Consider the following 15,395-nt stretch of genomic DNA (forward strand, 5'->3'; position numbering starts at 1 on the left):
TACTTTGTAAAATTAAAGAGGTAACAATTTGGACCGTTATCGCCGTGGGCAAAATGTTGGCAATACAGTTGTTTTATCACCTGAATTTAAAAATATTTTTAATAGAAAAAATATTAAATCAGAAATTAAAATCGTATGTCATGGAGCAAAGGTTAATCGAGAATTACTGCACCTATACATTGATATGTTAAGTGAGTTTAACTTACAAAACATAATAGATCTCATTAAGCTAAGCATTAATTATCCCAATTCAGAGAAGGTGTTAATACTGCAGCAACAAGGTATATCAACTGTCCAATTGGAGCAGGCTCGGCGCGCCCTCGATAGTTACTTATTGGTCGCTCAAGATGAAAGTGCTCCCGAGTGGTTACTAGTAGGGACATCGCCAATCAGTAGTAAAGCATTGCTAGCGCTTAATATGAACCGAAAAAAAGTAGAAGCTGACAGTAAGTTATCTGGTTTTTGTGAGTCTCTTTATAGACTACTGATAGTTCTCTTATCTAATGACGCTGAGGCGTTATCAGCAGAGCAATGTATTGAAATAACCCGTGAAATATTAGCGGATATTCCCTTGCCAGAGTTTTTCAATGTTCGAACATTAGGTTCAGTACTATTTTCAATACGTGATGATGCTTTCCCCCTCATTAATAGTTATGTAATTGATAGAATGTCAGAATTTGGATTCACCAAATTCAACAAAAATAACCTTAAGAGTATAACTGCTTATACTGATTTCGCTCTAGAGGTGCGAAGGCAGTTGAACGCATCAGGTTTACCTATAAATTTTGCTGTGTTAGATAGAGTTCTGTCCTTTGATGGTAATGGTGTGGAAGACTCAAATAGTGATTACTCTTCGAACGACGAGATCTTAAATATGGAACAATATCATTCTCTAAATCAAATACTCTATGGACCTCCAGGCACTGGTAAAACCTACAATACGATTAATGACGCTCTTGCCATTGTTGATCCTAAATATCTATCTGAAAATGAGGCTGACCGTAAGAAAATCAAAGCTCGTTTTGACGAACTTGTTGTGAAAAATCGTATTGGCTTTGTGACTTTTCATCAGAGTTTTAGTTACGAAGACTTTGTCGAAGGGCTAAAAGCTAATAGCGATGAAACAGGGAAAATCAGCTACGACATTGAGGATGGTATTTTTAAGCGGATGTGCGCCGCTGCAAATGCTACGCCGATAATGGCGCAGTCTCAGCGTCGAATTGATATTTCTGGGCGTAAAGTTTGGAAAATGTCACTTGGTGATACGTTGGGTGATGAGGTGTATATCTATAAGCAGTGTATTGATAACAACTATGTATTGCTTGGGTATGGTAACAATGTTGACTTTAGCGCTTCAAAAGACAGAAAGGGTGTTATTGATGCGTATAAGTTTAATGGGATTGAGATAGAAAAAGAGAGCAATGATTACAGGGTAACATCTGTTCAGAATTTTAAGAATGTTATGTCAATTGGCGACTTAATCATTGTTTCGGATGGGAATCGAAAATTTAGAGCCGTAGCAGAAGTTACGGGGGACTATGAATTTGATCCTAAAGCGACTGACGATGATGGTTATTCGCAATTACGTAAGGTTATATGGCATCGTGTATATGAGCCCTCTTTACCCGTTGATGAATTGTTTAATAAGAATTTATCTCAGATGACATTGTATCGATTACGTGAGCCTGCATTAGATTTAGCAAAGCTTCAGGAAATGCTGGCTGGTGAAACGATAAAAGATGGCTCAGTGTCTGCTGTCGCTATAGGAGCTCAGATTTCATCGTATCAAGTGGAATCTATTTCTGATGAGATTATCAGTCTAAGAAAACCTAATGGTTCGCTATTACCTATGCCGAGGATGATTGTGGATAGCCTTGTGTCTATGGTTTCAAGTAATCAACTGACGATTGATGATATTAGATCAAAGAGGGTATTTGAAAGAGTCGATACCGATATGGAAAAGTATATCGTTAATGGCTATCCAAATGTCTTAGCCCCCCTAGTCGAAGCTATACACCATTATGGCCTTGATAAGGTAACGAGTAGTATTGATAAGCGCGTATTGATAATTGATGAGATTAATCGTGGCAATATCTCAAATATTTTTGGTGAGCTCATCACACTGATCGAGGCGAGTAAACGTGCTGGTGGAGCTGAAGCGCTCTCTGTGAAATTACCCTATTCGAAAGAATCATTTTCAGTACCTTCTAACCTGCATATTATTGGTACCATGAACACGGCTGACAAGTCTTTGGCTCAAGTCGACATTGCTTTGCGTCGTCGCTTTGAGTTTGTTGAGATGATGCCAAAACATGAATTGCTTGAGAATATTGATGTTGAAGGTATCAATATCGCCCAACTGCTTAAAACCATAAACCAGCGCATTGAGTTGTTATATGACCGTGAGCATACCATCGGTCATAGTTTCTTTTTACCACTAAAGGATGAGCCTACGATTGAACGTTTAGCTCGTATCTTTGAGCTAGAAATATTGCCTTTGCTTGAGGAATACTTCTTTGAGGATTGGGAGCGTGTAGGGCAGGTATTGGGTGATCACCTTAAATCAGAACCGAAGTTGATGTTCATCGAGGAAAAGTTCACTGAGGCTTCCGTATCGCAGCTGATGGGCAGTGATTGGTTACAAGATGGCGTTCGCCCATATAAACGTAATATGACGGCATTAAACAATCCAGAAGCGTATATAGGGATATATGACTCGCTCCAAAGTTAACGATGTTACCGTTAGGGAGTTTGCTCTTTTAACTAATGAGGGCGACAGTAGTAGCATAGATTGTCACTCAATACCTAAGTGTGCCTTTGAGTGGTTGCTTGCTAATGGAGTCAGCAATGGTGAAATGCAGCGGGAGCTAGTTAAGGTAAAGAGATATGGTAAATCGATTGCCTTACAGGTGGTCAATTTTGTTGGCGTACTTGAAACTCCATGTCGGACTCGTATTGAAATTTTACCTAAGACCTCTACTGAAGAGTGTGAACCTGAGATTGCCCGTAAAACCCTGCTAAAGATGTTAGCAAAGGTTGAGAATTTAAAGTTGGAGGAGTTTCAGCGATCTCAACTACAGCTATTGAAACAACCGCTCTATGAATTGCTTATCAGTCATTTTTTAAAGGCGGTCTCTAAGCTAATTAAACAGGGAGTAAGAAGCGAGTATCAGCGTATAGAGCGTGAATCCCCCTACCTAAAAGGCCAGTTGCAGGTTTCTAAGCAAATCCGGCAGCGCCCAGGTCGTCAGCACTTTTTTCATGTTTCTCACGATATTTACCATGCTAATCGTGCCGAGAATCGCCTTTTGCATTCATCATTAAAGCAGGTACTTAAATGGTCCAAATCGAGTGCCAACCAGCGACTAGCGAGCGAACTGCTTTTTGTGTTTCATGATATTGAATTATCATCGAATTATTCTTACGATTTTAGGCTCTGGAAGGATGATAGAAGTCTTGCTCACTATCGACCTTTAAAACCTTGGTGTGAGCTTATTCTTAGTTATCAGTCACCAGTTGCTATGGTGGGAAAACATAACGGTTTATCGTTCCTATTTCCGATGGAACAACTGTTTGAGCGCTATGTTGCCAAGCAGCTACAGGGTCAACTACCACCAGCATTAAAGTTAAAAGAGCAGGTCGCTAGCCACAACTTAACAAAGCACAAGGACAAAGACTGGTTCAGACTAAAACCAGACATCGTTGTTTATGATAAATCGCGAGTGGTCACTGTAATGGATACCAAGTGGAAGTTGCTCGATGCTTCACTCGACAGTACAAAGCATAAGTATAATTTAAGCCAATCTGATATGTACCAGCTGTTTGCTTATGGTGATAAGTATCTTCAAGGCCAAGGTAATTTGTATCTGATTTATCCTAAACACGCGGGTTTTACTGAGCCAATAGGGCACTTTGAGTTCAAATCTGGTTTGAAGTTACATGTAGTGCCTTATGACCTTGAAACTGATGTTTGCGCTATAAATGAGTCAGAAAGGTTGTTCTGGTTAAACTCTAAAAGCGTGGCCAATGTTAATTGACCACTATATTTATACCGAAACCTATAAGTACTTCATGTTCTTATAACGTTCGCCTAACTGTAAAGTACTTTCACCAAGTGAGAAAGATATTAACTTTTGCTTGATGATCTCAGGAGTAGACCGACTATCTCCGTAAAGGAAATATACAATATCGTATAAGATAGATGCTGCATTAGTATGATTTGGTGTGAGCTCATCGCAAATTTCATATAGTTTGTTGTTTTTCTCTTCAATCAAATCTTGATCCATTTGATAAGGTTCTTCAGAGCCTCCAGAAGACGAAAGGGATATAAGTATTTGCTTAATAATTTTAGGCGATAATATGATAAACCCTCCGTTTATATATGTAACTAGCCTGTATATAAAGGATGCGGCCTTGGGGTATTCATCTCTGAGTTCTGCAGAAACTCTATATAGTTCGCAGCTATTTCGCTCAAGCATTTCAGGTTCCATGTAGCAAATTTCTTCTGGCGTAAATTTCATTTTTTCTTCTCTTGTTAAATCGGTAGATTGATTTATCTGAATCGGATGAGCAAATCCTATGCTCAGTAATTGTGTGTCAAATCACCTGTTTAATAAAACCCTCGTATTTTTGTTGATCCAAACGATCTTTGCTACGCGCGCGCGGTGTTTCACCACGTTCAGTTTTAGGTTTACTTTAACTCATCCATTGATTTACAGCCTCTTCTCGCTCTGATTCGGCCTCGGTTACTTTTGCAAATATGGGCTCCGGATTAGCTAAAAACATGAAGCAATAGGTGTCGGATCTATCGGGGGATTTGATATTGTGTTTTTCTCTCATTTCCTTCTTTGCACACACAACCCATTGGCCTAGTTCATTGAGGTAGACAGGTAAACGGGATATCTGGCTTTTAGTAAGTTCGGAGCCATCAATCTGCATTCTTCCGGTCTTTATCGCATCGCGCATCATGATGTGACTATAGGCACGTTGATTGATGAAGCGGCTTTTCTCGTTATGATTAAAGACTGGTTTTCCCCAGCGGATCTCTTGAACGTTTAAACCGAGTTCTAAGGCGATTTTGACAGTCGAGAAGCCAACGCCATCACCGTCAATTAAAATGCTGATATTTTGGCTCTCATAGGGTTCTACGTGCCTTTTTATCTCGTAGGCGAAGTCTATAGGGTCTATATCTGCGCGCATTTCGATAATGGAGTGAGAGACCACCAGCCGAGTATTAGCAGGCTCTAGCGATACCTTGCAGATATTGATTACTGATTTGTCTCTACCATTTCCGACATCACACGCAGCAACCCAGCCCCATTGGCCATCATTTAGCGTTGGTGAGCTTCTTGACGCTCGTTCACAATCGGTTCTGCTAAGAAGGTAACCATCCATATTGTCAGGGAACTGTCCTAACACCTTTATCTGGTATTCCGGTGAATCTTCCCCACCATAAGAAATTAGCTTTTCACCAATAAACTCGGGTGTTACAAGCGGTGACTCTTCAGAATTTAAGGTGATTGCCGCCCAGATCCCATTAGGGTTATCAGTTGTTTTAGCTAGCCTATGGTGAGTATCGTAAAAGAAGCCTGATGTTCGGGTAGGTTGACTGAGTAAACACATATTGTTGTTGGCTTCGGTTAGCGCTGAGCTCAATACGTTTAGGGCTTTGTCTGATAAACCACTGGCTTCATCAACAACCACTAGGTAGGTATGACAATGCTCACCAGCTAAAGCCTCTTCATTGCCTTGGCGAGCAGATTTGGCAATACAGCTCCATATACCTTTGTAACCGATAGCGTAGAACTCTCGTTCGTTCAAATCGAAGTAGCGCTCTATCCAAGGAATGTTACGGCAGAGAGCTTTGAAGTTGATTTTAAGGTACTTCCAAATGACATTACGTACTTGAGCTGCGTTATTGGCAACCACTACCACTCTGCTTTCAGGGTTTAAGATGATAAAAGCGAGGATGATAATGCTGGTCATATCGCTTTTGCCTGTACCGTGTCCGCTAGATACGGACACTCTTGCACCTTGCTTTTGAATTGCTGAGATGATCTGTCTTTGTTGCCAGGTAGGACTTTTCCCTACTAATACTGAGGCAAAGCCAATCCAGTCGCGTTGGAACATGGCTAAGAGTTCGATATAGCGAGGGTCAGCTAGGATTGTTTTTAGCTTTTTCAATTTTCATCCTCGCTAGGTTCAGTGTTAGTAAAAAGCTGCTGATTAATTTTTTGCTTCTCTTTTGATACCGCATGCTGACGTAATTTGATCTGCTCCTCTTCCGCAGCAATAGCGACTTTGTAGTCTTCGAGTTTTTCAAATATTTGCTCCCGACTTAGGTTTGCATGATCGGTATCGGTTTGTTGTGCTAATAGTTCATTAGAGAGCATCTGTTGTACGTACTTAGGTAACTCTCCTAGCTGGTGGACCTCAAACTGATATGCCACATCACTAGCTAAACAATTTCCTTTATAGAGTTTATTTAGCCAGCGGTTGCGACTCTTAATTACTTGAGTTGATTCTGTTTGGGCAAACGATGAATCGAGTACTTTGTGGATTTGAGGGACAAGTTTAGCGGTTCTATCTGCGCAAGAAAGCACTACACTAAGCGCTACAGAGTCTTCCCCTTCACTGATTAACCTCGTTATTACCTCTTGCCCTAGTCGGGTAATATTAGACAGTTGCCCTTTTAACACGCCCAGTTCAAAGCCAAGATCATTATCTAAGATTGAGCTAAGTAACTCCTTTGGTATCTTGCTAGAGAAACCGCCATGAACGAGGGCTGCGCTGTTGTTACTTTGGAACCGTGAACGCCGGGTTTTGTGGGCAATGCTGTAGTCAGTGTTTTGTTTAGCTGTTTTGGTCATGTTAGCTTTTTTCATTTTCCCACCTCCCTAGTTGCATACTTTTTAAGTTTGAAGCGTTCAGCGTGATGTTAGTGTTATACCTATGTCATTAGGTGACGCCGTTAAAGCCTGTATCAGTCTTGGTTTGAGCTCGAATGCTTGAGTTAATCAGGTCATAAATCGATATAGGTAAATCTTTTTCAGAAAACCAGCCATGCTTTCGGTTAGGCTTTTTATAGATTTTTCCCATTAAATCATTGGTTTTTGAGAAGACATGTCTTTTGTGATTTTTTAAGAACGTAACTAGTGGGTCTACAAGCAACAGATCATTATGCTTATCTATACTTACCTTTGGTTTTAGCCTACTCAAAATGAAGTTTCTTGCACTTCCGTTGAGCTCTTTAGTGTCCTCTTTGGTTAAGTAGCTAATGCGATAAACAATTGGGTCAATGGAAGCTTTGTTGCCTTTGACCATAGTGCCGTAGGAGTGGGGTACCTTTGCTAATTTTCCTCCACAAAACCGTGTCCAGGACTTTTCAAGTAAGTCTAGGAGTCTGCTGGGATGTTGAATTTTTTGGCCGCTTAGCATGAAAACAACGTGGTAGTGCTGTATCGGTGAGGAGGCTTGCTCTCTGGTACAAAAGTAGGCCGCTTTGCATTTATACTCTTTTTGCAGCCTTTTCTTTTCGGTTTGTAAATACAAGCCAATATCTTTATTCGAATCAGAGAATTCAGTGGGGTGTAGATCGAATCGAACCACGAACACTTTTGTATAGCGATCTAGCATGGTTTCACATAATTCGAATATCTTCTTTAACGGTCTTTTAAAGTGTCCTTTTATCTTGGGTTTGATGATTGGATAACTATGATTTTTGTAAACATAAGGGAGGGAGTTGTGTTTTGTGATTAGAAAAGACATGAGCTTTATCTCTATTGGTTTACTACATCTAAGGTTTATGTGGCGGTTTATATTATTTAAATACCGCTTTTTTTGTTTGAGCTTGTTTATCGCTGATTTGGACAAATAAATAGGGCACACAACTCGGGGTGTTAGCTGTGCGCTCTATTTGGTTAGCTTGGTAACTTTTTAAGCTCTATGAGCTTTGTAATATCTTTGTATAGCCAGCAATGAGCATTTCCCTTTTTTACAGTGGGGGCCGGGAACTCTCCTGATTTGATCTGGCGACTCAGTATTGAGCTAGATACCTTTTGCTTTAGGATCGGTAGTAGCTCTCGCTTAGTAATAATTCGACTGTCTTCGATATAAAGCCTTAGGTCGTGAACTGACGACCTACTTGGCATGATGCTCTCCAAGATTGATCACTTTACGAGAGTGAACCCACTCCATAAGCTCCGTAAAAGACCAAGCTATTTCATCCCCACCTGGGATCAACTCCCGACGTTTAGGAAAAAGGCTTTTACGTTCAAGTGTCCAAGCTGTGGATCTTGATATTCCAGTAATGGACTTACGCTCATGCTCACGGACAAGCCTATCTTCGAATGTTGTGGTAGCAGTTGTTTTACTCATAATTACCTCGATTAATTGGATAACTGACCTTTTCAGTTCGAGGGCATCTTCTATGGTTTTTTTGTGAAGAAAAATAGCAATCGCTAGCGAAACTATAGTTTCGCTAGCGGTAGGGTAGTTTATTGGGGGGTATGCTTATTTGGCATGTTTATGTCGAATTCCTACTTTGATCAGTAACAACTGACAATTTCATCAGAAAGCCATTGATCTAACATGATTAATGATTGAACCTGGTCAGGATTATCAATTTAAAAAGTGTAAGGGGAGATAAAATGAAAGCATTGGTTTTATTATTAGTTAGTGCTTTGGCCTCAAATGTCGATGCTACTGAGAGAGTTAATTTTGAATATTGGTCTGTGCTAAAGCACGAGCATCATGAGAACTCCCCTTATTCAGCTACATCAGTAGGCTTTGATGTTGATAGAGAGCAACGGATTTGGTTTACCTGCGCATATAACTCAGATGGTTTTCAAGCGGAATTTTTGAAACTAAAGATGACTGAGTATGGGCAAGATATACACACATATGTTGAATATTCAAATGAACATGAACATCGAAAGTTTTATGTAGCTCCAAGTGATATTGGTACGGATCTATTAACAACGATTAATAACCTGCGTTTTATTGAGGCGGTAGAAAACTGGGAAACTATGACTATAAAATACACGATATGGCAAAATAGTTCGATCAAGAGTGTTACTAGCAGGAAGATAAATTTAGTGGACTATGGCAAAGCTAGAAGCACTGCCGTCTCGTATTGTTATCAAGGATGATAAATGTTTTTTCTTAAGGTAGTCTATTGATTAATAGAACGGCTGATTCGACACCAACAATTGAGCAATCATCACAGCTATAGCGGCAGTTCAACAAGGCCATTATTGATACGATCTTTTGGGCTTTATGAGGTTTTCTGGATAAAGCAGCGGCTCAATATCTAAAGCGTTAAGTTTATCATTGAAATGGAGTTCTAATGGCAGATTTAGATACACTATACGGCAGGTTAAGAAAGGCAGTCGTGAATAGAAGAAGCAATACTTATTGTCTGAGACTGTGGAGCCAGTTTATCAGAGAGAGAGATGGAAATAGATGTGTCATTTGTAAATCAAAAAAACGCCTTTCTGCTCACCATGTGATTAGAAAAAGCCTATGGAAAAGTCTAAGGTTCATGACGGGAAATGGAATTACACTTTGCCATATTTGCCATAAGGATCCACATGCTGGCTTCAATGGAAGGCCTGATCTAAACCTACCTATGGATACACAAGGTGGAGAGAAAATAGACCTCTTTACTGGGTATCTAGGTGCGCTTGTTATTGATTCAAGTGATAGAGCATTATTTCAAGAGCATTATTACTACTTTAGTGATGGCGCGTTAGATGCCTTTAAAAAAATCCAAGGGATTCCAGATGCTGCCATATTTAACGGAAGAAGTATTGAGCAGGCATACCAGGTGTGGAATCAAACTCCTCGTGGAATGTTAGAAGCTATTATGAGTTCTTTAGGGGTATCAATTCCAGATGATTATGTGCAAAACGAAGAAATGACGATTCATTATTCTGACACGCACAAAAAAGAAGATGGCACTCCAGCGGATGTGATGTATTTTAGGTACATCCCTCCCACAGAGTTTAAAGAGAACCCTGACAAACTTGGCGAGAAAACTTAACAAGCAAAGGCAATCGATGCGAAAATTCACACGATTGCTTTGGCCGTTAGCGAACATCCGGTAGCGATACTTGTCCTAAATGACTTAGCTGAGTAACATATCCCCCTGCTAAGTCACTCTCCCTGGTTTCCTAAAGTTATAGCTTAGAACTATTCAAATAATTTGGAATAGTCTCTAAGAATGAGCTCGTGCACTATGTCTTTACATGGAGTTTCCTTATCAGGTCGCCCACCAGCTCTTGCTAGCACTGGCACATGCTCGAAGATCTGCTTCTTGATTAGCCCTTCTGATACCGAAATGTTTTTACGGTCCCTAATGAGTTGCTTAATGGCTCTTGCCACGTAGGCGTACTTGACTGTTTGGTGTTCAGGCAATTGGTAAAAGTCTTGAGCTATTGCGACGGTTACGTCGCAAAATTTATTGTTTTTTGCTTTAACTACATTTGCACCTTTTGTAGTGTCCTTCTTTGATTTTACTCCTCGACTCATTGCCTGCTCAGTTTGTGCTGCTGTGTTGTGTATACCTATTTCATAATTAAGAACGCCGAACGTCATTACTAAATTATCTAGTTGCTGGTGGCTGTCTGCTGGCAAACTGGCTTTCATTTGGGTTAATTCCCGTGAAAAGCGCCCTGCTTTAGCCAGAATGCTTGAAAGAGATTCGAGTTCTTCTGCTTCTGAGATACTCATACCTAGATTAGTCTGAATATGTTCTAGTGATAATTTTACATGGTCACAGACGGCTTCAGGTGTAAGGTCTTTTTGCGGGAGCGCTCGAAGCTCATTGATTTTACTTATAGTGAGCTCACCATCTGTTAAGTGATTAGCTATATCGTCTATCCAAATCTGGCAGTCTAAATTTATGTCGAAGCTCATTTTTCACCTACACTAATGCGAACTGGTTTTGTAAAAGGTGTTACGTTGGACTGGTTGTTGACCATTGGAGCAATCATTGAAGCTAACTTGCTCAGTGCTTCAGCTCTTTCTTTCAAGTAGTCATATTGGTCATATACCGCTTCAATGCGTTTACGCTTGTGATTTAAACATCTCTCACCAATATCATTTGGCACACCGATCTCTGCTAATAGACTTCGGCATGTTCGTCTTAAGTCATGAATAACAAAATGTTCAATGCCTGCATTCCCTAAATGGTTTTCATTAGGTTCCTTGTCACTATCTACTTTTTTCCCAAATAGTTTGGCTAAAGCATGGTTGAGCGTGTCACTTGATATGTGCCCTTTAGGCTTATCTGTTTTCGATTTGCTTACCCTTCTAGATGGAAAAACAAAGTCTGAACCGTTTGCTTTAACATGGATCTCTTTAAACCATGGGACAACCTGCTCAGGTAGAGGTATGGTGATTGCGGCTTTTGTCTTGCTCCTTTCTGTTGGTAAATGCCACTGCAGATTGTCGAAATCAAATTCATCCCATTTAGCAGCAATAAGTTCTCCCTTGCGAACACCGAGACTGACTAATAACGCGATTGCTAAATAGTTATCTCTAGTGAAGGTATGATCATTTTCACGTAAGACTCTAAATGTTGCTTGAAGCTCATTAAATGTAAGTTTTCTGGTCCTGCTAGATTCAACGCCACCAGCATCGGCTACTTTAAAAGCACTGGCTGGATTTGCAGAAATAAGATCTAGCTTACAAGCGTGATCAAAAAGTTGTTTGCAACAGAATAGGGTTTTATTCGATACCGTCTGACGGTCGCTGATTGCAACTTTGCTAATGATTGCTCTAATATCTCGAGCATTCACATCAGCAATTTTCAATCGTCCTATTGTTGGCTTAATCTCTTTGGTGTACATCCGTTTAGGTATTTCTGGATGCTTTAGTCGTTTTGCTATCTGGAGATACCAGTCATCGAATAAGTCATCGACAGTAACGAGCTTTTCATCATTATCTCTTTCACGCTCAGCTAGCGGGTCAATTCCTTGTTTAGCTTTATGGATAAGTATCGCTGCAGTCATTTTTGCATCTGCAAGACTCATTTGAGGGTATGTCCCCCCATCTATAGCCATGCTCCTGCGTTTACCATGTATGGAGTACCTAAGCTCCCAGTAGCCTACGCCCGTTCCTCTAGAACGAATATACAAGCCATTGCCTATAGCCTTTCTTTCTACAGCCCCACTTTTTAAAAAAGCTTTTATTTGCTTATCATTCATAGTGTTACCACGAAATTGGTGACCAAGAGGGATTTTTGGTCATTTCCTTAGTTATTTTGAGTTTTTAGGCTTTATGGTCACCATTTGGGTCACCACTTGTTCAAGACAGTAGCAGACAATGTCGGACATGTACAAAGTATTTGAAATATAAAAAAGCCCGTAATTACAGGCGTAATTACGGGCTTTAAGCGGTGTTTAGGTTGGGCTGTAGAACAGCTTTAAATCTTATTCCACGTTCTGAATTTGCTCACGCATCTGCTCGATAAGCACTTTAAGCTCTACTGCTGCTGCAGTGACATCGTTGCTGATTGACTTAGACGCTAGGGTGTTTGACTCACGGTTGAACTCTTGCATCATAAAGTCTAGACGGCGACCTTGTGCGCCACCTTTCTTAAGAATACGGCGAGTTTCTGCTACGTGGGCGTCAAGACGGTCCATCTCTTCGGCAACATCCATCTTTTGCGCGAGTAGTACCATCTCTTGCTCTAAACGAGCAGGGTCTAGTTCACCGGTGATTTCGGCTAAACGGTTAGTTAGCTTGTCACGCTGCCATTGCATAACTGTTGGCATGTGACCGCGGACAACGGCGACTTGCTCAACGATTTGGTCAAGACGGGTTTGCAGCATGGTGTTGATGGCATCACCTTCACGGCCACGGGCTTCGATAAATTGATCGATTGCCGAATCAAAAGCCACTAACAACTCTTTAGCTAAGGCATCCATGTCTTGCTCAGAGCCTGACATCACACCTGGCCAGCGCAGTACATCAACCACGTTAAGCTCGCCTTGGCCAGCTTCGTTTTTAACCCAGTTAGCGGCGTTGATAATTTGCTTGGCTAGATCTTGGTTAAGTTGTAGTTCGCTGTCGCTCTTTTCGTTTAGGTCATAGCGAAGGTTGACTTCGACTTTACCGCGGTTAAGGCGTTTACGTAGACGATCTCTAAGAACAGGCTCCAAGCTGCGGAAATGTTCTGGTAGGCGTAAATAGGTTTCTAAGTAACGCTGATTAACTGAACGGATTTCCCAAGAGGCGGTGCCCCAATCTGCTTTGTGCTCAATGCGAGCGTAGGCTGTCATGCTTTGGATCATGGATGATTTCCAGTGTAGTTCGTCTAAGTGAGTAGTGATTATATACTCAAATAAATTGCAGGTGCAGGTATTAGTGTTAATTTTACGCGTGCAAACTCGATGAGATTGGGTGTTCGCGAGCATTTTAGGCCGCGGTAAGTAATAGGCTTAGGCAATGTGATTGAGCTTAGGTTTTTTGGGTCTCTGTTTTATGATTCAGATAGCATAGTGGCTAACATGTCCCTATAATATGCAGCCAAATTACCCCAATGCCCTTATATACAGGAATTCATCATGCGCCCAAGCAACAGAACTCCAGCACAGTCTCGCCCTGTGACTATTACTCGTCAGTTTACTGCTCACGCCGAAGGTTCGGTTTTAGTTGAGTTCGGTGATACTAAAGTGCTGTGTACCGCTAGTTTTGAAGAAGGCGTACCGCGTTTCCTTAAAGGCCAAGGTCAAGGTTGGGTAACGGCTGAATATGGCATGTTGCCACGTTCAACGCATAGCCGTATGCAGCGCGAAGCCGCTCGCGGTAAGCAGTCTGGTCGTACTCAAGAAATTCAACGTCTAATTGGTCGTTCACTACGCGCAGCCGTAGACATGAAGCTACTAGGCGAAAACACCATTGTTATCGATTGTGATGTGATTCAAGCTGACGGTGGTACACGTACCGCTGCGATTACTGGTGCATGTGTTGCATTAGTTGACGCACTAAACTGGGCTCGTGGTAAAGGCATCTTAAAGACTAACCCACTTAAGTTCCTGATTGCTGCGGTCAGTGTTGGTATCTATAAAGGCGAGCCAATCTGCGATTTAGAATATATCGAAGACAGCGCTGCTGAAACTGACATGAACGTGGTTATGACTGAAACTGGTAAGATCATCGAGATCCAGGGAACAGCTGAAGGTGAGCCATTTAGCCATGAAGAGCTATTAAGTTTACTTGATTTGGCTAAGCACGGTATTCGCGAAATCGTTGATATCCAGAAAGCGTCATTGAGCTAATCATCGTTTTTGTTATTAGGGCCCTTCGGGGTCCTTTTTGTAAGTAAAAAAAATCAAAAAATACTAAATACTACTAAATAATACATAGAGTATTACCCCTACATTTTTAAGGAGAGATTGTGAAAGCCTATCAACGTGAGTTTATTGAATTTGCCCTAGAGCGTCAGGTACTTCGATTTGGCGAATTTACGTTAAAGTCAGGCCGCACTAGCCCTTATTTCTTTAACGCTGGCCTGTTTAACACGGGTCGCGATTTAGCACGCTTAGGTCGTTTCTACGCGGCGGCATTGGTTGATTCGGGTATTGAGTATGACTTGCTATTTGGCCCTGCCTACAAAGGTATTCCAATCGCTACAACGACTGCGGTAGCGCTGTGTGATCACCACGATATCGACATGCCTTACTGCTTTAACCGTAAAGAGAAGAAAGAGCACGGCGAAGGTGGCAGCTTGGTGGGTAGCGAGCTTCAAGGACGCGTAATGTTGGTTGATGACGTGATTACTGCTGGTACGGCTATTCGTGAGTCAATGGAGATTATTCAGGCGCATAAGGCATCACTTGCGGGCGTACTGATTGCCCTTGACCGCCAAGAGAAGGGTAAGGGCGAGCTTTCTGCGATTCAAGAAGTTGAGCGCGACTTTGGCTGTGACATCGTGTCTATCATTAAGCTCGAAGACTTGATTAACTACCTGTCAGAAAACACGGGTATGGAAGCGCAGCTTGCATCAGTAAGCGCTTACCGCGACCAGTATGGGATTTAAAGCTTTTAGGTCCTAGGTTCTAGGATCTAGAATCTAGAACCTAGAACCTAGAACCTAGGTAAAGCGCTTAACCTTGTAGGTCGGCATTTATGCCGTCATTTATTTTGATTTTGTAATTAATGTTGATGGGCTAAAGCCCAACCTACTTAAAGAAAGTACTAGGTTTAACAAACAGGTGCTAGGTGCAAAAAAGGTCCTAGGTCCTAGGTAAAGCGCTTAACCTTGTAGGTCGGCATTTATGCCGTCATTTATTTTGATTTTGTAATTAATGCTGATGGGCTAAAGCCCAACCTACTTAAAGAAAGTACTAGGTTTAACAAACAGGTGCTAGGTGCAAAAAAGGTCCTAG

General features: G+C 41.3%; 14 protein-coding genes. 6 read left to right on the forward strand and 8 right to left on the reverse strand.

The window, feature by feature from the left end; all coding sequences use genetic code 11:
- The first annotated feature begins 28 nt into the window (after nt 1-28).
- Both ACVBJC_RS01545 and ACVBJC_RS01550 read left to right on the forward strand, forming a co-directional pair.
- A complete protein-coding gene (locus ACVBJC_RS01545) occupies nt 29-2,731 on the forward strand; it encodes an AAA family ATPase (RefSeq protein WP_447161746.1) in 2,703 nt (900 codons plus the stop codon).
- The gene (locus ACVBJC_RS01550) at nt 2,712-4,037 is read left to right on the forward strand and encodes an McrC family protein (protein ID WP_447161745.1); all 1,326 of its coding nucleotides are present in this window, start codon (nt 2,712-2,714) and stop codon (nt 4,035-4,037) included. The genes ACVBJC_RS01545 and ACVBJC_RS01550 overlap by 20 nt, the downstream gene beginning before the upstream one ends.
- A 21-nt stretch (nt 4,038-4,058) precedes the next feature.
- Here ACVBJC_RS01550 and ACVBJC_RS01555 read toward each other — a convergent pair whose 3' ends face one another.
- The 5 genes from ACVBJC_RS01555 to ACVBJC_RS01575 form a co-directional block, all read right to left on the reverse strand.
- Nucleotides 4,059-4,520, reverse strand: a complete 462-nt coding sequence (locus ACVBJC_RS01555) for a hypothetical protein (protein ID WP_447161744.1) — start codon at nt 4,518-4,520, stop codon at nt 4,059-4,061.
- A 175-nt stretch (nt 4,521-4,695) separates the two neighbouring features.
- A complete protein-coding gene (locus ACVBJC_RS01560; protein ID WP_447161743.1) occupies nt 4,696-6,183 on the reverse strand; it encodes a protein PacB in 1,488 nt (495 codons plus the stop codon).
- The gene (locus tag ACVBJC_RS01565; RefSeq protein ID WP_447161742.1) at nt 6,180-6,884 is read right to left on the reverse strand and encodes a hypothetical protein; all 705 of its coding nucleotides are present in this window, start codon (nt 6,882-6,884) and stop codon (nt 6,180-6,182) included. The genes ACVBJC_RS01560 and ACVBJC_RS01565 overlap by 4 nt, the downstream gene beginning before the upstream one ends.
- Nucleotides 6,885-6,957: 73 nt before the next feature.
- Nucleotides 6,958-7,767, reverse strand: coding sequence for a YagK/YfjJ domain-containing protein (locus ACVBJC_RS01570; RefSeq protein ID WP_447161741.1), 810 nt, complete (start codon nt 7,765-7,767; stop codon nt 6,958-6,960).
- Nucleotides 7,768-8,139: 372 nt separating this feature from the next.
- Nucleotides 8,140-8,376: an AlpA family phage regulatory protein gene (locus ACVBJC_RS01575; RefSeq protein WP_447161740.1), complete on the reverse strand. Its 237-nt coding sequence runs from the start codon at nt 8,374-8,376 to the stop codon at nt 8,140-8,142.
- 272 nt (nt 8,377-8,648) lie between these two features.
- On the opposite strand from ACVBJC_RS01575, the gene ACVBJC_RS01580 reads away from it, so the two are divergent.
- Together ACVBJC_RS01580 and ACVBJC_RS01585 are read left to right on the forward strand one after the other, a co-directional pair.
- Nucleotides 8,649-9,149: a hypothetical protein gene (locus ACVBJC_RS01580; RefSeq protein WP_447161739.1), complete on the forward strand. Its 501-nt coding sequence runs from the start codon at nt 8,649-8,651 to the stop codon at nt 9,147-9,149.
- Between the two features lie 197 nt (nt 9,150-9,346).
- Entirely contained in the window at nt 9,347-10,042 is a 696-nt protein-coding gene (locus tag ACVBJC_RS01585; protein WP_447161738.1) for an HNH endonuclease, read from the forward strand.
- Nucleotides 10,043-10,191: 149 nt separating this feature from the next.
- Here the strand turns inward: ACVBJC_RS01585 and ACVBJC_RS01590 are convergent, their stop codons facing one another.
- From ACVBJC_RS01590 to ACVBJC_RS01600, 3 genes are all read right to left on the reverse strand, one after another.
- A complete protein-coding gene (locus tag ACVBJC_RS01590) occupies nt 10,192-10,917 on the reverse strand; it encodes a hypothetical protein (protein ID WP_447161737.1) in 726 nt (241 codons plus the stop codon).
- The gene (locus tag ACVBJC_RS01595; RefSeq protein ID WP_447161736.1) at nt 10,914-12,209 is read right to left on the reverse strand and encodes a tyrosine-type recombinase/integrase; all 1,296 of its coding nucleotides are present in this window, start codon (nt 12,207-12,209) and stop codon (nt 10,914-10,916) included. Before ACVBJC_RS01595 ends, ACVBJC_RS01590 begins: the two co-directional genes overlap by 4 nt.
- A gap of 225 nt (nt 12,210-12,434) precedes the next feature.
- Nucleotides 12,435-13,298 carry a YicC/YloC family endoribonuclease gene (locus ACVBJC_RS01600; protein ID WP_447161735.1) on the reverse strand — a complete coding sequence of 288 codons (864 nt, stop codon included), beginning with the start codon at nt 13,296-13,298 and terminating at the stop codon, nt 12,435-12,437.
- A 273-nt stretch (nt 13,299-13,571) separates the two neighbouring features.
- Here ACVBJC_RS01600 and rph point away from each other — a divergent pair, with 273 nt between their 5' ends.
- Nucleotides 13,572-14,285 carry a ribonuclease PH gene (rph, locus tag ACVBJC_RS01605; RefSeq protein ID WP_012157036.1) on the forward strand — a complete coding sequence of 238 codons (714 nt, stop codon included), beginning with the start codon at nt 13,572-13,574 and terminating at the stop codon, nt 14,283-14,285.
- Between the two features lie 119 nt (nt 14,286-14,404).
- Nucleotides 14,405-15,046, forward strand: coding sequence for an orotate phosphoribosyltransferase (gene pyrE / locus ACVBJC_RS01610; RefSeq protein WP_447161734.1), 642 nt, complete (start codon nt 14,405-14,407; stop codon nt 15,044-15,046).
- The last annotated feature ends 349 nt before the right edge of the window (nt 15,047-15,395 follow it).

This window comes from Shewanella sp. 0m-6, assembly GCF_052977325.1.